At 31.5% G+C, this 17,848-nt stretch carries 19 protein-coding genes; all 19 read right to left on the bottom strand.

What is annotated here, in order from left to right; translation table 11 throughout:
• Positions 1–5 precede the first annotated feature (5 nt).
• Positions 6–617, bottom strand: a complete 612-nt coding sequence (gene nadD / locus CLJU_RS03645) for a nicotinate-nucleotide adenylyltransferase (RefSeq protein WP_013237410.1) — start codon at positions 615–617, stop codon at positions 6–8.
• Between the two features lie 26 nt (positions 618–643).
• On the bottom strand, positions 644–1,918 hold the full coding sequence (gene obgE / locus CLJU_RS03640; RefSeq protein WP_013237409.1) for a GTPase ObgE: 1,275 nt from the start codon (positions 1,916–1,918) through the stop codon (positions 644–646).
• Positions 1,919–2,088: 170 nt separating this feature from the next.
• A complete protein-coding gene (rpmA, locus tag CLJU_RS03635; RefSeq protein WP_013237408.1) occupies positions 2,089–2,391 on the bottom strand; it encodes a 50S ribosomal protein L27 in 303 nt (100 codons plus the stop codon).
• A 4-nt stretch (positions 2,392–2,395) separates the two neighbouring features.
• Entirely contained in the window at positions 2,396–2,722 is a 327-nt protein-coding gene (locus CLJU_RS03630; protein WP_013237407.1) for a ribosomal-processing cysteine protease Prp, read from the bottom strand.
• A 2-nt stretch (positions 2,723–2,724) separates the two neighbouring features.
• Entirely contained in the window at positions 2,725–3,039 is a 315-nt protein-coding gene (gene rplU / locus CLJU_RS03625) for a 50S ribosomal protein L21 (RefSeq protein ID WP_013237406.1), read from the bottom strand.
• A gap of 132 nt (positions 3,040–3,171) precedes the next feature.
• A complete protein-coding gene (locus CLJU_RS03620) occupies positions 3,172–4,611 on the bottom strand; it encodes a ribonuclease E/G (protein ID WP_013237405.1) in 1,440 nt (479 codons plus the stop codon).
• Between the two features lie 24 nt (positions 4,612–4,635).
• Entirely contained in the window at positions 4,636–5,352 is a 717-nt protein-coding gene (locus CLJU_RS03615; protein ID WP_041705035.1) for a TIGR03936 family radical SAM-associated protein, read from the bottom strand.
• Positions 5,321–7,174, bottom strand: a complete 1,854-nt coding sequence (locus CLJU_RS03610; protein ID WP_013237403.1) for a TIGR03960 family B12-binding radical SAM protein — start codon at positions 7,172–7,174, stop codon at positions 5,321–5,323. Before CLJU_RS03610 ends, CLJU_RS03615 begins: the two co-directional genes overlap by 32 nt.
• A gap of 123 nt (positions 7,175–7,297) precedes the next feature.
• Positions 7,298–8,149 (bottom strand): M50 family metallopeptidase, encoded by an 852-nt coding sequence (locus CLJU_RS03605; RefSeq protein ID WP_013237402.1) that lies wholly within the window; start codon positions 8,147–8,149, stop codon positions 7,298–7,300.
• An 18-nt stretch (positions 8,150–8,167) separates the two neighbouring features.
• A complete protein-coding gene (locus CLJU_RS03600) occupies positions 8,168–8,530 on the bottom strand; it encodes a hypothetical protein (protein ID WP_013237401.1) in 363 nt (120 codons plus the stop codon).
• A 435-nt stretch (positions 8,531–8,965) separates the two neighbouring features.
• Positions 8,966–9,337 (bottom strand): methylglyoxal synthase, encoded by a 372-nt coding sequence (gene mgsA / locus CLJU_RS03595; RefSeq protein WP_013237400.1) that lies wholly within the window; start codon positions 9,335–9,337, stop codon positions 8,966–8,968.
• 13 nt (positions 9,338–9,350) lie between these two features.
• A complete protein-coding gene (gene rodA, locus CLJU_RS03590) occupies positions 9,351–10,472 on the bottom strand; it encodes a rod shape-determining protein RodA (protein ID WP_013237399.1) in 1,122 nt (373 codons plus the stop codon).
• A gap of 77 nt (positions 10,473–10,549) precedes the next feature.
• A complete protein-coding gene (gene minE, locus CLJU_RS03585; protein ID WP_013237398.1) occupies positions 10,550–10,816 on the bottom strand; it encodes a cell division topological specificity factor MinE in 267 nt (88 codons plus the stop codon).
• Positions 10,817–10,831: 15 nt separating this feature from the next.
• On the bottom strand, positions 10,832–11,629 hold the full coding sequence (gene minD, locus CLJU_RS03580; RefSeq protein WP_013237397.1) for a septum site-determining protein MinD: 798 nt from the start codon (positions 11,627–11,629) through the stop codon (positions 10,832–10,834).
• 234 nt (positions 11,630–11,863) lie between these two features.
• Positions 11,864–12,496 (bottom strand): septum site-determining protein MinC, encoded by a 633-nt coding sequence (minC, locus tag CLJU_RS03575; RefSeq protein WP_013237396.1) that lies wholly within the window; start codon positions 12,494–12,496, stop codon positions 11,864–11,866.
• 249 nt (positions 12,497–12,745) lie between these two features.
• Positions 12,746–15,433 carry a penicillin-binding transpeptidase domain-containing protein gene (locus CLJU_RS03570; protein ID WP_013237395.1) on the bottom strand — a complete coding sequence of 896 codons (2,688 nt, stop codon included), beginning with the start codon at positions 15,431–15,433 and terminating at the stop codon, positions 12,746–12,748.
• Between the two features lie 18 nt (positions 15,434–15,451).
• Positions 15,452–15,943 (bottom strand): rod shape-determining protein MreD, encoded by a 492-nt coding sequence (gene mreD, locus CLJU_RS03565; protein ID WP_013237394.1) that lies wholly within the window; start codon positions 15,941–15,943, stop codon positions 15,452–15,454.
• 12 nt (positions 15,944–15,955) lie between these two features.
• The gene (gene mreC, locus CLJU_RS03560; RefSeq protein WP_013237393.1) at positions 15,956–16,819 is read right to left on the bottom strand and encodes a rod shape-determining protein MreC; all 864 of its coding nucleotides are present in this window, start codon (positions 16,817–16,819) and stop codon (positions 15,956–15,958) included.
• 9 nt (positions 16,820–16,828) lie between these two features.
• Positions 16,829–17,839, bottom strand: a complete 1,011-nt coding sequence (locus CLJU_RS03555) for a rod shape-determining protein (protein ID WP_013237392.1) — start codon at positions 17,837–17,839, stop codon at positions 16,829–16,831.
• Positions 17,840–17,848: the final 9 nt, after the last annotated feature.

Here is a 17,848-nt window from a genome sequence, read left to right as displayed (position 1 = left end):
TAATTTTATTTATAAAGATTATGTTGTTTAATAATGTCATAAACACTCTCGGGAAGAAGATAACTCACATTTCTGCCCATTTTAATATTTTTTCGTATATCTGTAGAAGAAATATCAAATAGAGGAGCATCTAAATATATAATTTTAGTAGAATACTTTTTTTCTATTTTTTCTTTCTGTTCTTTTATGTTTTGTGCAGTAAAATCCGGAAACCCTGGCCTATTAAATACTATAAATTGACACAACTTAAATATATCCTCTACCCTGTTCCAATTTTCAATGTCCATTAGACAGTCTACTCCTGTTAGGAAATACCATTTGGTTTTCCTTTCGACTTTATTAAAATGTTTTAAGGTATTATACGTATAGCTTAAATTAGGCTTATTTATTTCATATTTACTTACAGAGAATTTACTTTCCGTACCTACAGCTGCCTTTACCATCTCGTATCTCAAAAAAGCACTTGTTACATCTTTGTTCGCTTTATGGGGAGGATTACCTGTCGGTATAAATACAATATTATTTACTCCCAATCTATATAAAGTTTCATAAGCTATATGTATATGTCCATTGTGTATTGGATCAAATGTTCCCCCAAAAATAGCTTTTTTAACCATCTATTTTCTCTCCATTTATTTTTTTATTACATTACATAATCAAATTCAAAATCATTCAGCTTAACTACATCCCCATCTTTAATTCCCATATCCATTAATTCCTGCATAACTCCTTTGTTTTTAAGTACCTTATAAAAATATCGTAATTCGTCAGGATCATTTACATTGACGCTTCCAAGTAACCTATCAACAAAACTTCCTTCCACTATAAAAGTATTTTCTTCTTTTCTTATGTTATAAGTAAATTTCTTTTCTTCAGGTACAAATTTATCTTCTTCATTTATTTCAATATTTTCTACAGGTATAGTACTTAGTATCCTAGCAGCTTCCTTCATAAGTTCTTTAACACCCTGTCCTGTAGCTGCAGATATTTTAAATACCTTGTCATATCCTAATTGACCAACTTTTTTTCTGAAGTTTTCAAATAATTCATTATCATATAACATATCTGATTTGTTTGCAGCAATTATCTGAGGTTTATCCCAGAGTTTTACATCATACTTTTTCAATTCATTATTTATTTTGGTAAAGTCATCGAAAGCATCTCTTCCTTCAATTCCTGATATATCTACTACGTGTATTAAAAGTCTTGTCCTTTGGATATGTCTTAAAAATTCAATTCCAAGGCCTACTCCTTCTGCTGCACCTTCTATTATACCTGGTATATCTGCTATTACAAAGCTTTTTATTCCTGAAATATTAGTTACTCCCAGATTAGGAGATAATGTTGTAAAATGGTAATTTGCAATTTTAGGTGTAGCCTTAGTCACTATAGACAAAAGAGTTGATTTGCCTACATTGGGAAATCCTAAAAGTCCTACATCTGCCAGTAACTTAAGTTCCAAGGATATATATCTTTCTTCTCCTGGCATTCCTGGCTCAGCAAAATCTGGTGCCTGCCTTACAGGAGTTGTGAACCTCACATTTCCTCTTCCACCTCTTCCACCTTTTGCAACTATGCATTTGTCTTCAGGATGAGCAAGATCTGCCATTATTTTATTCGTTTTCACATCCTTTACAACTGTTCCCATAGGTACCTTTATGTAAAGATCCTTTCCATTTCTTCCAAAACACTTAGATCCTGCTCCATTTTCACCTTTTTCTGCACGATACTTTTTCCTATATGCAAAATCCAAAAGTGTAGTGCTTTCTGTATCTACTACAAGTATAACATCTCCGCCTTTTCCGCCATCTCCACCATCTGGTCCTCCAAAGGCTACATACTTTTCCCTTCTAAAAGAAATGGATCCATCTCCACCATCTCCAGAGGTTACAAATATTTTAGCTGTATCTACAAACATGCCGCTCACTTCCTTTCAAAAGTTAATTATATTAAATTAAAAAATCACTTTATTCTAAATTCTATTATTCCCACAGATAAGTAAGTAATTCACTCTAACCACAGTATACAACTTTTTTCTTAAAATAAGGAATTTTAAAAAAGCACCCTCATTAGGGTGCCTTAATAATACTATTCAGCTGCTAATTCTTCTAACTTTAAAGGATATACGCTGGCCTTCTTTTTAGTCTTTCCTACTCTTTCGTATCTAACTACACCATCTATCTTTGCAAATAAAGTATCGTCAGATCCTCTTCCAACGTTAGTTCCAGGATGAATTTTTGTTCCTCGCTGTCTAACTAATATGTTTCCAGCTAAAACAAACTGTCCATCAGCAGATTTAGTACCTAATCTTTTAGATTCACTATCTCTACCATTCCTTGAACTACCTACTCCTTTTTTATGGGCAAATAGTTGAAGATTCATAATTAACATAAAATTACACCTCCTCTACCTTTACATTTATATATTCACTAAAATTAAATTCAATACTTTTCAAACCGAGTAACATAGTTTCCACAAGTACCTGACATTTTAAAATGTCATCCTGTTTCATATCTTTTAAAGAAAAGCTTAAAAATCCATCCTTTATAGAGTACTTTAATTCAAGCTTTAACACTTCTGTTATTCCTATTACAGTAGTTTGAGATATGGCAGAAACAGCGCTACACACCATGTCATACCCTTGGTTTACTGATTCCGCATGGCCTTTAAGTACAACTGAAACCAAATTACAAGATTCTCTTTTAAAAAACGCTTCAATCATAATTACGCATCAATTTTTTCAATTTGTAATTTAGTGTAAGGCTGTCTATGTCCCTGCTTCTTTCTGTAATCCTTTTTAGCCTTATACTTGAAGACTATAACTTTTTTAGCTTTTCCCTGTGCCAATACCTTAGCACTTACTTTAGCTCCTTCAACTACAGGTTTTCCAATAACTACACCTGCGTCATCTTTACCTACTACTAAAACTTTGTCAAGTTCAACTGTTGAATCAACTTCAGCATCTAATTTTTCAACATATATAACGTCTCCTTCTGAAACCTTATACTGTTTTCCACCAGTAGCTACAACTGCATACATTTAAAACACCTCCTCAATCCAGTCTCGCCTAAAAGGTATATAGAAAATCCATTCTTCTATAATTTATAAAACCTTTTTTGAGCGGTCTACAAATGCCATTTTAACACATATGTTATTGTTTGTAAAGTTTTTTCAATTTACTTTAAACTCTTTCAGATGTTCTATCTGGCTCATAAACTCAAGGGGTTCTATCTTATAAGATACTTTCTTTTCATAAGTAATATATATTCTCTTGTCCCCAGCACCTATGCCTTTTATAAACCTATCCATATTATTTTTAACATCTTTTTCATAAGATACATCTATCTGTATGTGAAAATCTTTTACATCCCTGTCACAACTTATATTTGAAATTTCATTTCTTATGAGAACCATCATATAAGATAGTTTTATTTTTTTTCCCGTTCCATCACAGTACCTGCAATCTTCCTCTATATAATCATATATTGGTTTACCCTGTCTTTTTCTAGCTATCTGCACTAGATTCAACTCCGTAAAAGGGTATATAACAACCTTACTTTTGCTATTTAAGAAACCAGCTTTAAGTTTGTCCATAACCTTTTTCTTATCTGCCTCATCTTCCATATCTATAAAATCTATTAATATTATTCCACTTAAATTTTTAAGCACTATTTGCCTTGCAATTTCTTCCGCCGCTTGCAGATTAGTTATAAATACTGTTTTATCCATTTTATTATTTCTTATGTTTTTACCCGAATTAACATCTATTACAAACATAGCTTCTGTTTTATTTATAACTATATATCCACCACAATTTAATTCTATTCTATTATTTCGTAAATTTAATATTTGATTTTCCATATTATAATGAGACAGAAGAGTTTTTTCACCCGTATACAGTTCTAGGTGTACATTTACATTGCATACACCTTTTAGAAAATCCTCTATATATTTATAATCCACATCATTGTTTACATATATCTTTAAATTACTATCCCACAATCTATCTCTAAGTACTTCACCCAGCGCACCCCCACTATCAAACATGAGTTCAGGCTTTAGGGCATACTGAGCTTTATTTTTTATCTTGTTATATATATCATTCAATTTATGGATTTCTTTATTTATAAATTCTGCTGGAACATTCTGGGCATCGGTTCTTATCATTACCCCAATACCTGATGGTATTTTTATTTTCTCCAATATAAGCTTCTTAAACGATTCATCCTGTATTTTTTGTGAAAACCTCATGCCTTTGCTAAAATTACTTAAAACGCAATATTTACCTGGTAAGCTTATAATCTTAATAACTTTGGCTCCTTTTCTTCCATAATCTTCCTTTGTTACCTGTACCAAAATTTTTTCACCTTTTTTTAAGTTAAGATTTCTAAACTTGCTGTCCATATACATATAGGCATTTCTCCTGCAGTTTATATCTATAAAAGCACATTTTATAGCTGGTACTACATTTTTAACTACACCTATGTACACTTCTCCCGGGTAAGCATTGCCTCTTTCTTCCTGAATATGGCATTCTTTTAGAATATCATTTTCCTTTATAGCAATTCTCAAAAAACCTTCCGCACTTCTTTCAACAAATATTTCTTCCAAACCATAATTCACCTCTCCTTCAGGTTAATATAAGTCTGATACATACTCATGTAATGGGAGTAACTTATTCTGTCTTCTCCCATACACTTCTTCTCTCATTATATCAATAAAACACTCTTTGTCAGCATTTTCAGTATTGTTTTGTATAAAACTTGATAAAAGTTCTGGAGATAAATTTTCTACACTTCCACAGCTTATAACAGTTTCTAGTCTAAGTCTATTTTCAGAGACTTCATAGTTCAATTCCTTTACTAATTTTTTTATATCTATTTCTTTCTCTCCTTTTTTGGTCTTTTTTATCGTATTCCAAGTTGGAGATTTCATTAAACTTTCCATACTTTCTTTAAGTTTACTTATGTCTTTATATTTTATGTTGATTATGTACTTAGCTGCATTTATTTCTGCCATGGATTTAAATACTTTTTTATTTTCTACATTTTTTACTTTATCCACCCTTAATACTCCTATTCCACTAGGTGCATTTTTATTTAATTTTTCTTTAATATGATCTTCTGAAATTTCTTTTTCAAAATATAAATCCATATATTCTCCACAGGAATAAACTCCTACAGCTAGAGGCTGTGCTATAGACATATTTATGTGTGGATTAAATCCATTAGAATATTCTACAGGAAGCTCTGATCTCTTTATCATCCTCTGTATGGTCCTCAATAAATCAAGATGCCCTATGAATCTTATATTATGTTTTTTACTGAACTTTATTAAGTACTGAGCTCTCAAAACATTCACCTCCTAAATTAATATTAACTCCGCAATTTTTACATCCCAATCTACAATCCGGAGTTACTTCAGCCCTTTTAGCTTTTTCATTTTCCTCTATTAAGAATTTCTTATTTACTCCTATATCTATGAAATCCCAGGGAAGTATTTCTTCATAATTTCTATTTCTATAAGCATAAAAATCGCCATCCACATTACATTCTTTAAAGGCTTCTTCCCATAAATCAAAATTGAAATACTCTGACCAGCTATCGAACTTAGCTCCCTTTTCATAAGCTTTAATAAGTACTTCACAGAGCCTTCTATCTCCCCTTGCAAATACAGCTTCCAAATAGCTTAAAGGACTCTCATGCCAATTATATACTATATGCCTACTGTTTATGGAAGATCTCAATTCTCTAATTTCTTCTTTAACATCTTCCATTTTTATTTGAGCAGTCCACTGAAATGGTGTAAAAGGTTTTGGCACAAATATTGAAGTACTAACTGTTACTTTTAATCCCTTTTTTCTTTTATCCTTAGGTACTTTGAAATATTCATCCACTACTTTTTGGGATAAATGTGCAATTTCCTTTATATCTTCCATAGTTTCATAGGGAAGCCCTATCATAAAATACAACTTTATGGTAGACCATCCAGATTCAAAAGCACTGCTTACAGAATCCATCAAATTTTTCTCTGTAACACCCTTATTTATTACATCTCTCATCCTCTGACTTCCTGCCTCTGGTGCAAAAGTAAGTCCAGTTTTCCTAACTTTTTGTATTTCATTTATAAGTCCTACAGAAAAAGAATCTATTCTAAGTGAAGGCAAGGATAACCCTACTTTGTCTTTTTCATGTCCATTTATAAAATTAACAACTAAATTTTTTAAATCTGAATAATCACATATACTCAAAGAAGTAAGAGATACCTCTGAATATCCTGTACTTTTTATAAGCTTATCTGCTGTTTCCAAAAGTTTAGATGTTTTTTTCTCCCTTACAGGCCTGTATATCATACCTGCCTGACAAAACCTGCATCCTCTAGTACATCCCCTAAAAGTCTCAAGAGTTATCCTGTCATGTACTATATCTGTATAAGGCACTATAATTTTATCTGGATATTCCACATCATTAAAATTTTTGATTATCCTTTTAGTAATCCTAGGTGGCACATCATCATAAAGCGGTTTAAATTCTCTTATGGTTCCATCTTCATTATAGTTTACATCGTAAAGAGAAGGCACATATATACCCTCTATATGGCACACCGCCCTCAAAAATTCTTTTTTTCTTCCTTTATACTCTTTGTAAAGGTCCATAATCTCGTTCATCTGTTCCTCTGATTCACCTAAAGCAAACATATCTGCTATATCAAAGAGAGGTTCAGGGTTATAGGCACAAGGCCCTCCACACATAATTATAGGATCTTCTTCTCCTCTATCAGAAGCCCTAATAGAAAGTCCAGCTAAATTTAACATATTTAAAATATTGGTATAACTCATTTCATATTGAAGAGTAAACCCTATAAAATCAAAATTCTTTATAGGATCTTTGCTTTCAAGTCCATAAAGTGATATATTATTTTTTCTCATAAGTTCTTCCATATCAGGCCAGGGTGCAAATACTCTTTCACAATAAGTATCTTTTCTTTCATTTAGTATATAGTAAAGTATTTTCATACCAAGGTATGACATTCCAACTTCATATACATCCGGAAAGCAAAATGCATATCTAATATCTACTTCATCCTTATTTTTTACATAGGAATTCATCTCCCCTCCAATATATCGGGCAGGTTTTTCCACTTTAAATAATATATCATCAGAAATTCTATTCATTAAAAATCCTCCTCTTAGGTATCATCCCTATATTTTAGCATAACCAAAAATAATTTAAAATATATAAACCTAAGACAAAGACAAAATCTATACAATCTTGTTCTTTCCTTAGGTTAAAAAGTATTATTTATCATTTAATATTTCAATAAATTTTTCTAGAGTTATATTTCCATATAACTTCAACCCTTCTATAATTTCTTCTTCGTATATTGTATCTATTAAATTCATCTCATCATCTAAGACCATAAATGTATTATACTTATTCTTATCAAATAGCCCCATAGCTGTAAGCAAATTCTGTTTATAGTATATTGATAAAGCCCTGTTTTCAATATAACCTCTCTTTATAAATTTGTACCTTTTTCTAATTATATCACCCATAATTATATATGATATCCTTTCATTTTCCTTTAAAGAAGTAGTAACTATAAATATCCCTATTATTCCTATACTAAAATTGCTATATCCATTTAAAAATAAGAGAATGTACATAAACATAAGTGATATTCCAATAAGTATACTTGTCATTATCATAATTCTATTTGCTTTTCTATAAGTCATTTTTAAGTTTAAGATGCTTCTCAATATTCTTCCTCCATCCAAAGGAAAAGCCGGTATTAAATTAAATAATCCTATAGCTAAATTTATAGAGAAGAACATATAGAAAATGCTTGAGCAAAAATTCTTATATGCAAAATAAAAAACTGCGCTAAAAATTAAATTAGCTGCAGGACCAGAAATTGAAATCATTAGATCTTCTCTTGGAAATGCTTCATCTATATCTTTAAGCTTTATAACTGCCCCTATTGCTATAAATTCTATGTCAAACCCAGAAAATTTATAATACCTAGCAACTAAATAATGAACCATTTCATGAAAGAAAACTATAATAAAAGTATAAATAAGTTTCCCTTTATACCCTATAAAAATCAGAAATATCACATATGGTATAAAATATTTACTTATTTTAATCACAGAAATACCTCTTAAAATTTATTCTTCTTCATTTACTCTAATACGATTCATTACATTTTCAGCCCCGTTTTTAATATCATTTATATTTATATTTTTGAGTTGAGTTTCTATTTTGCTATAATCATAATTTTCATTCACAACTTCCTTAGAATAACTATATACACTTTTAGTCTGTGGAGTTTGTACAATTTTACAAACTATAACGAATGCAAACAACACTAACACTCCTATTAGATCCCTTATAATTCTCTTGACCAAATAATTATCTTTTTGAAAAAAGAAACTTCCACTATTTCTCATTCTATCATGGTACGGTGAGTAATTGGCTCTTCCTTTTAACGAATTATAATAATTTTGGTATTCCGAATCATAATTTCCCAATATAGATTCCCCCATTTAAAATGATACACATAATTATATATATTTAAGGGACGACCTATTTATTACTTAAGCATATTTTTAATAATTAAAAGTTAATAGTTATGGAACTTAAATTAATTCACCGTTCACAATGCCCAATTAGTAAAAATATGCCTACGTATAAGTTTTCTAACTTAAAAATCAACTTATACGTAGGCATATTTTTACAATAATGAATCTCTTTTAAATATTTTGTATATAAGACTTAGGTAAAAATTTTTAAAAAATCTAGAACTTTTGAATTGTTTGAGGTACGAGTTTTCAAAAGTTCTCAGTATTTTTTCAAAATTTTTTGCTTCGCCTTATCAAAATATTTAACGAGCTGAATGTTGTAAAGAATATCCGGAGTATAAGTTGATTTTTCGTTTAGAAACTCTATAGAATATAGCTTGTCTATTAATTATGTGACTTTAGTGCTTTTACAAAAACTTCTGCAGAACCTAAATTAGTAGCTAGAGGAACACAGTGAACATCACAGATTCTAAGTAATGCAGCAATATCTGGTTCATGTGGCTGTGAAGTTAAAGGATCTCTTAAAAAAATAACTATATCCATTTCTCCCTGTGCCACTTTACTTCCTATTTCCTGATCCCCGCCTAAAGGTCCTGAAAGAAATCTATTAACTTTTAGACCTGTCATCTCATTTATAAGTTTTCCTGTAGTTCCTGTAGCAAAAATCTCATGGCCTTCAAAAACATCTTTATATCTTTTTACAAAATCTACTATATCGTCTTTCTTCTTATCATGTGCTATAAAAGCAATTCTCATACAAAATTCCCCCCTAAAAGTTAATTTTTTTTCTTCTCATACCTATGTTTAAAATTAAAGCTATTTCTATAAATGCTGCAAGCAGCGAACTTCCACCTGCACTCATAAAAGGCAATGTTATACCTGTTATAGGAAGTAATCCTATAGTCATACCTACATTTTGAAAAATTGAAAATAGCATCATTGAAGCTATTCCTACACATACTATAGATCCAAAAATATCTTTAGCTTCCCTGGATATTTTTATGGATCTATAAAGTATAATAACATAAAACAGTATCAAAGCTAAAGCCCCAACAAGTCCCCATTCTTCTCCAACTACAGAAAATATAAAATCTGTATGGGCCTCTGGTACATACCCTCCTGATATCTGAGTTCCCTTCAAGAATCCTTTTCCCCAAATTCCACCTGAACCAATTCCTATTTGTGATTGGGTAACCTGAAGGGCATAAGACATTTGATATTTTTCAGGATTAAACAAAGATATAATTCTCATTTTTTGATACTCTTCTATAAGAGGCGTATTTAAAGCTATAACTATTAAAACAGTTAATGCCAAAAGCCCTCCTATTAATACTCTTAAATCCAATTTTGCAATAAAAACTATCCCAAGAACTGCAAAGAAACATACCATTGTCATTCCCATATCAGGCTGTTTTACAATTAGAGCCATAGGAATAAGTGGATAAATCATAAGCTTTATAAAATTTTTTACATTGTTTATGTTTCCTTCCATATCCTCTAGTTTTTTTGCAATCATTAATATAATACCTATTTTTGCAAATTCAGAAGGCTGCATTCTAATAGGACCAAGCTTAATCCACGATGAAGCTCCATTAACTGTAGCCTGAAATGCCGGTATACAATTTATTATAAGTAGAAACACACCAAACCAGTATATTATGCCGACATAACCTTTTATCACAGAATAATCTACTAGAAGTATAAAATAAGTTAGTACAAGCCCTACAGCCATATACATAAGCTGGGATTTAAGATAATAAGTCCCATCACTCATATGGGAAGCACTATAAATATTTAAACTTCCAAAGATACATATAATTATAACAGTAATTAGTAGAGGAAAATCAAATTCCCTTAAAAGCTTCCTGTTTATAACAAATTTTTCAAGCATTTTATACATCCCTCCAATGCAACTATAATGATTATAACACAGGAACATAAAAAAGCTATGCATAATTTATACATAGCCTATTTATTATACTTAACCTTTTTTATAGGTATACTGGCCACAAGTGCTGCTGAATTTCCCGTTAATTCCTCTGAATTTGTCATTTTTACATCTATTTCAGAACGATCTATCTCCATATATTTTGAAAGTACTTTAAGTATGTCATCCTTTATATTGTCTAATACCTCTTTTGACATATCACATCTATCGTGTATTAGTATTAATCTCAATCTTTCTTTAGCTACATCTTTGGAAGATTGCCTAGAGAACATCTTAAACAAATCCATTCCCTTACTCCCCCTTTATTTAATACCAAATAGTTTCTTTATTGAAGAAAATAATCCTTCATGGCTAGTATTCAAATCCATAAGAGGCACTTTTTCCCCTGTTATTCTTTTAGCTATATTTCTAAATGCTTGTCCTGATAATGAGCTGCTAGTGAGTACTATAGGTTCACCTTTATTTGTAGAAATAGTTATATTTCTGTCATCCGGCACTACTCCTATAAGTTCTATAGCCAAACTGTCTAATATGTCATTTACATCCAGCATATCTCCATTTTTAGTCATTTCATAATTTATTCTGTTTACTATAAGTTGATGTTTTTCAATTCCTTTAGCATCTAACTTTCCAATGACTCTGTCAGAATCCCTAACTGAAGTAACTTCAGGATTTACTACAACTAATGCCCTATCTGCCCCTACTATTGCATTTTCAAATCCATGCTCAATTCCTGCAGGACAATCTATAATTACGTAGTCATATTCACTTTTTAATTCTTCAATTAAATTTAGCATATCTTGGGTACTTATGTCATCTTTATCTCTTGTTTGTGCTGTAGGCAGAAGATACAAGTTTGGTAGTCTTTTATCCTTTATAAGAGCCTGCTTTAATCTGCACTTGTCTTCTACTACATCAAGTATAGTAAATACAATTCTATTTTCAAGTCCCATAAGAACATCTAAATTTCTAAGTCCTGTATCTCCATCTACTACTACTACACTTTTATTCAAAGCAGCTAATGCAGTACCTATGTTTGCCGTAGTAGTAGTTTTCCCAACTCCACCTTTGCCTGATGTTACTACAATTGCTTCTCCCATCTATACTACCTCCATCAAATAAATTTATTAGACAAATCTCTCTTAATATATGAACGTATACAATTAACGATAATCATCTAAGCAATAAAACCATCTATAGAATATTATACTAGACATAGCAAGAATAATCCAGAATATTATTCAGTACAATTTATACCAATTATATAGCTTTAAAGTTACTAACAAAGAACTTCAGCATAAAATAAAGCTGAAGTTCTTACTAACTATGAGATATCAAATAAACTTATTAGGCAAATAGGGTTCTACTATTATTATATTTTCCCTAATCTTAGCTACTTCTGGATACTGTGGTTTAATATTGTCCTCTGGTGATCTGGTAACTATGTCTGCAATTTGAAGCATTTCCGGCTGCAAACAAATTGAAGCAACTATAGCTTTTGCATTCCCCCCAAATCCAGCATGAGCATATCCATGAAGTGCTCCAAAAACTATTATATTACCCCCTGCATATATTTCGGAACCTGCGTTTACATCTCCAATTACAACTATATTTCCCGAATAATTTACTATTTGGCCACTTCTAACCGTCCTATGCAAAAATTTAGTTCTTCCTTCGTAAATTCCTGAAAATACTTTGCTTGGTTTTTCACTGCTGTCCTCAAATATGCAATCCTTTATGAGAAATTTTTCAAACAATATATTTTTAAGTTTATTAAATTGCTTTTCATTTAAGCTCTTTAATTCCGTTGTTATTTTCAGAGTACATCCCTTATAAAACATTTTTCCAGTTGAAAGCCTTTTAATTAAACTTTCAAGCATTTCGTCAAAATCTTTAAAACCATTATTATTTATAATTATATTTATTCCATCTCTATTACCCTTAATTACTATATTATTATTCCTCATAATTAGCCTCCATAAGTCACCTCATATACTATTTCAACACACTTTACATAAATCCTTCCTAATTTCTAACTTTATTTTTTAATATAATATTTGTTCTGGAAATTCTTATTTAAGCTAAATTCTAATTAAAATTATTATCATATAAAGAGCTGTCACATTAAGAAATTTACATACAATATATTGTTCTAAATATTAATGATAAACACAGTATATTGTAGTATTTATTCTTAGTGCAACAGCCCCTTTATTTTAATTACTGTTTTGTTGAGTAGATGTACTAGTAGGTGCACTAGTAGTTATGCGGCCTGTTTCAGTAAAATATGCAGAAAGAATATCTCTTGCTACATAAGCTGCACCACTTGCTCCCTGACCACCATCAAATATGACTGCATATACAGCTATTTCTGGTTTATCAAGAGGCGCAAATGCAACATATTCAGAGTAGTCGGTTCTTCCTATTTGATCCTGATTTCCTAAACTTGCAGTACCTGTCTTTCCTCCTGTACTTATTGGAAATCCACCAAATACTTGTGACCCTGTACCACCTTTCTCATTAACTGCACCCATTCCTGCTTTAATAGCAGCTATAGTTTCAGGACTAATTCCAGTTTTCTGTATGACTTCCGGTTTAACCTGCTCAATAATTCCTCCGTTAGAATTTAAATATTTATCTACCAAATGTACTTTATATCTAGTTCCTCCATTCACAAGAGTGGCAATATAATTTGCCATCTGAACAGGAGTAAACTGGTTAAGTCCCTGTCCTATAGCAGCATTTTCTATATTAGCCGGTACCTTTAACTGAGCATTTGCATCTGAAACAGTTATACTGTATATGACATCAATCAAATCATCCATCTTTTCATCACTTATATCTTTCTTGTTATTAGGATCTTCCTTTACAAGTTCAGAAAATAATTCTTTGTATTTTGCTTTATCAAAAGCACTCTTTCCATCTTTTACAGAATTCTTTATCAAAGTTTTGATATCATTTTTAATTTGCTTTACCTTACTTGAATCACTGCTATTATCATATAGGTTAAGTGAAACTAGCTTATGTCCCTTATCATCCTGGCCATCTCTAAGATAAGCCATAGTTTGCCACAAATAAGTACTGGCATAGGTATTTTTATTTGATACTGTATTGTATACCTGACCAAACTTTTCTGGAATCTCTATCCCAGTTGATGCTTTTACATCACTATTTACAGGAACGCCAAGTCCAAACTTCCATGCATACTTAGCTAATCCATCATCTCCTAAAGCCTGTCTTATTAGTTTACCTACAGTCATAAAATAAGGGTTACTGGATTTCTGTATGGCGGCAGCTAAATCCACTACTCCATTTCTACCATCCAATATAAACTTTACAATCTTGCCACCCTGATCAAACTGTCCTTCATCATCTACACAAAATCCTGGATTTATTGCTCCACTTTCAAGGCCTGCAACTGCAGTCATTGGCTTGAATGTAGAACCCGGAGGTATTAAAGACTGAGTAGCATAATTATAAAACGGCTTTGGATATATGTCATAAACATCCTGTCTTATAGTAGTATTATTTTTTATACTTGTATCAAGTGGAAATAATGTATTTAGTACCTGATCCTCTGTCTCTCCTGGAAAGTTTGAAGTTATATTTCTCTTTTCTATATATTCCTTCCCAAAAGCTCCTAAATCTGGATTGAAATATTGTTGATATAAATCTTGAGATATCATACCAGGTTGTGCGAACATATTTGGATCGTATCCAGGCCTGCTTGCCATTGCAATTATTGCTCCCGTATTCACATCAATTGCTACTGCTGCCCCTCTAGTTGCATTGGTAGTGTCAGATCTATTCTGCCCATAAGGATTAGCTCTGAGTTTTGCCATAGTAGTATCCAGTGAATCTTCTGCTGCTTTTTGAACCTTGGAATCCACTGTGAGCTGAACTGTTTCACCTGGGGAAGGGTCTTTTGTTCCTAATTCTTGAACTATTTTGCCATTCTTATCTAGTTTTACTATTTTCCCTCCCTTTGATCCTTTCAATCTATCTTCAAGTGCGCCTTCTATACCTGCCTGACCTACATAATCACTACTTACATCGTAACCTTTTTCCTTGTATTTATCATAATCAGAAGATATTTTAGATATATATCCTATAAAACTAGATCCTAGTTCATTATTAGGATAATATCTTATAGGCTGGGTATCCACGTCTATCCCCGAGAGTTCATTTGACATTTGTAAAAATTTAAAGGCAGTATCCTTCTTTATATTGCTTGCAACTGTTACAGGTTTATACCCAGAATAACTCTGCATTTTTAAAGTATCCTTAATAATCATATATCTTCTCTGATCTTCCAAAGAATATGCACTACTTATTTTGTACTTGGCAATAAGTTTTTTGAAAGTATCCTCTGGAGTTATTTTCAGTAATTCTTTATTTACTAAACTCTTCAAATCATCTTCAGATATATTTTTATTTTTGCTTTTAATTTTCTTTTCTATTTCGTCATTTAATCCTCTATCCCTTTTAAACTTAATTTCAAGATTCTTTCTAGTTTCTTCATCATCACTTCTAAATTCAAACCTATAAGGATTTATCTTAAGTTCAAAGTCATCCTTCTGACTTTCCCCACTTTCATCTAATATCTTAAATACTTTACTCATAGTAGGAAAAAAAGTCTTATCATTTTCATCCGTTTGATTGTATATGAGCACATAACTTTGGTTACTAGTAGCTAAAATATTACCATCCTTGTCCAAAATTTTTCCTCTTGGTGCTGGCTCTTGTATTTCTGTCAAAGATTTATTATTGGACTGCTCTTTATATTCCTGCCCCTTTACTACTTGGAGAAAGAGAAGTCTTCCTGCAATAGTTGCAAAAATAGCTACCATAATAACTGATAGTACAGTATATCTTGTAATATTAGAATGCTTCTTCTCTTTCAAAAAATATCATCTCCACCTTTAAAATTTCCATTTAGCTTCCATATAATCTTTACTGCAAAGATTATATATTGGTTTATACATAAATATACACAAAACCATATCGTAAATTCCTGTGAAAAATACATTTTTTACATTCACATACACTCCACATGAATATAGGATACCCATTATTAACAAACCCTTAAACAAAACAAGTAAAAAACAAGAAATAACAGGAATAAGTCTTCTTTTTCTAAATATACTATTTCCTATAATACCTGCAATTACACATACTATCATATTTGTGAACGAGTTTATTCCAAAACCATATGAAAAGTATATATCCTGTAGTAATCCTGCAAACACTCCAAGCCACATACCTTCCCACGTTCCATTTACAATGGAATAGCAAATTATAAATATTATAAGTAACCCTGGATAAAAACTCTTCACCGCAAAAAAAGGCATCAGTGAATTATCCAAAATAAATAGCAGAACTGATAATAGAACTAATACTAATAATTTTTTCATTTTACATCCACCCTAGTATTTTATATCCGTTTTGTCTTGAGGCACTACAATAAGTAGCTCCTGAAGCTTATCAAAATTCACATAAGGTTTTATCAAAGCATTTTTCATTACTTTTCCCTTATCATCCTCTACACTTATTACAGTTCCAATTCTTATTCCTCTAGGATATGAATTATTAATCCCTGATGTTACGATAACATCTCCTTTTTTTATAGTAGAGTCTTGTGGAAGATAATATAATTTTGCTAAAAATTGATTATTACTATCACTGTATCCTTTTACCATACCACTATTTGTCACATCATTTGTATCTGTGGAAGTACCCTCAATAGTCCCACCTACTGCTAAATTTTGATTAGCCAGAGACTGTACTATGGACCAATTGTTTTCCACATGGACAACCTGCCCTACCAATCCATCAGCAGTAACCGCAACCATCTGCTTTTTTATACCGTCCTTACTGCCTCTATTTATTGCAAATTCATTTAAAATTCCATCACTACTTCTACCTATTACGTCACAGCCTATATTATCATATTCCGATTTTTGGCTTTTAAAATTCAGTTCTTTTCTCAGCTGGGAATTATCATTTTTAAGTGAATTATATTCTACTAATTTATTTTTTAGTGAACTATTTTCCTTCTTCAATTCCTCATTTTCACTTTTTACCCTAGAAAAGTTTATTATAAAACTCAGAGAATTTTTTATACTATTATTGACCTTGTATAATCCTCCTTGAAAAGAATTAAAAGTAACACCTATGCCATTTCTTACAATTGAGTTGCTATTACCCTTGATACTAAAAGAGATCAAAGCTAAAAAAATAATCGAAAGTACTATTATAGCTAATACAAGTTTATTTCTCAAAAATCTCATAATACATCACTATTTTCTACTAGCTACTATTTTATCAATAGTATCAAGAGCTTTTCCAGCACCTAGTGCAACACAATCAAGAGGTGCTTCAGCTATATGAACAGGCATATGTGTTTCTTGATTTATCAACTGATCCAATCCTCTAAGCATAGCTCCACCACCTGCAAGCATAATTCCTTTGTCCATTATATCTGATGCAAGTTCTGGTGGTGTCTTTTCAAGGGTAGTTTTTATAGCATCAATTATTGCTGCTACAGGTTCCTTAAGAGCTTCTCTTATTTCACCTTCTGTTATATTTATAACCTTAGGTAGCCCTGATATTAAGTCTCTTCCTCTTATCTCCATGGAATTTTCTTCACCTATATCAAAAGCTGAACCTAATTCAATTTTTACATTTTCCGCAGTTCTTTCACCTATCATTAAATTGTATTCCTTCTTTATGTAGCCTATTATAGCCTGATCCAACTCATCACCAGCAATTCTTAAAGATTTGCTTGTAACAATTCCTCCAAGTGATATTATAGCTACTTCTGTAGTACCTCCACCTATATCTACAATCATACTTCCTGTTGGTTCATTTACTGGAAGTCCTGCACCAATAGCAGCTGCCATAGGTTCCTCCATTAAAAGCACGTCCCTTGCTCCTGCATGCTTTGTTGCCTCTTCTATTGCCCTTTTTTCAACTTCAGTAACTCCAGATGGAAAGCATACAAATATCCTAGGACTAGTAAATGCTGACTTAGGACTTACTTTTTCTATAAATTTTCTAAGCATAGTATGAGTAACATCAAAATCAGCAATAACGCCATCTTTTAGCGGTCTTATAGCCACAATATTACCAGGAGTTCTTCCTATCATATCTTTTGCTTCATTACCTATTGCCATTACCTTCTTTACATCATTATTTATAGCAACTACAGAAGGCTCTCTAAGTACTATTCCCTTTCCTTTAACATATATGAGTGTATTAGCTGTTCCTAAATCAATTCCCATATCTCTTGACATTCCAAAAAATCCCATTTATATTAC

Source organism: Clostridium ljungdahlii DSM 13528, from assembly GCF_000143685.1.
Classification (GTDB): domain Bacteria; phylum Bacillota; class Clostridia; order Clostridiales; family Clostridiaceae; genus Clostridium_B; species Clostridium_B ljungdahlii.
Note: the sequence above shows the minus strand (reverse complement) of the source record. Positions and strands in the feature narration are given on the sequence as shown.

Bases quoted from the DNA above. Each gene is read 5' to 3' on its own strand.
- nadD (WP_013237410.1), bottom strand. From the start codon at position 617: ATGGTTAAAAAAGCTATTTTTGGGGGAACATTTGATCCAATACACAAT.
- obgE (WP_013237409.1), bottom strand. From the start codon at position 1,918: ATGTTTGTAGATACAGCTAAAATATTTGTAACCTCTGGAGATGGTGGA.
- rpmA (WP_013237408.1), bottom strand. From the start codon at position 2,391: ATGTTAATTATGAATCTTCAACTATTTGCCCATAAAAAAGGAGTAGGT.
- CLJU_RS03630 (WP_013237407.1), bottom strand. From the start codon at position 2,722: ATGATTGAAGCGTTTTTTAAAAGAGAATCTTGTAATTTGGTTTCAGTT.
- rplU (WP_013237406.1), bottom strand. From the start codon at position 3,039: ATGTATGCAGTTGTAGCTACTGGTGGAAAACAGTATAAGGTTTCAGAA.
- CLJU_RS03610 (WP_013237403.1), bottom strand. From the start codon at position 7,174: ATGAATAGAATTTCTGATGATATATTATTTAAAGTGGAAAAACCTGCC.
- mgsA (WP_013237400.1), bottom strand. From the start codon at position 9,337: ATGAGAATTGCTTTTATAGCACATGATAAGAAGAAAGACGATATAGTA.
- rodA (WP_013237399.1), bottom strand. From the start codon at position 10,472: ATGCTTGAAAAATTTGTTATAAACAGGAAGCTTTTAAGGGAATTTGAT.
- minE (WP_013237398.1), bottom strand. From the start codon at position 10,816: ATGGATTTGTTTAAGATGTTCTCTAGGCAATCTTCCAAAGATGTAGCT.
- minD (WP_013237397.1), bottom strand. From the start codon at position 11,629: ATGGGAGAAGCAATTGTAGTAACATCAGGCAAAGGTGGAGTTGGGAAA.
- minC (WP_013237396.1), bottom strand. From the start codon at position 12,496: ATGAGGAATAATAATATAGTAATTAAGGGTAATAGAGATGGAATAAAT.
- mreD (WP_013237394.1), bottom strand. From the start codon at position 15,943: ATGAAAAAATTATTAGTATTAGTTCTATTATCAGTTCTGCTATTTATT.
- mreC (WP_013237393.1), bottom strand. From the start codon at position 16,819: ATGAGATTTTTGAGAAATAAACTTGTATTAGCTATAATAGTACTTTCG.
- CLJU_RS03555 (WP_013237392.1), bottom strand. From the start codon at position 17,839: ATGGGATTTTTTGGAATGTCAAGAGATATGGGAATTGATTTAGGAACA.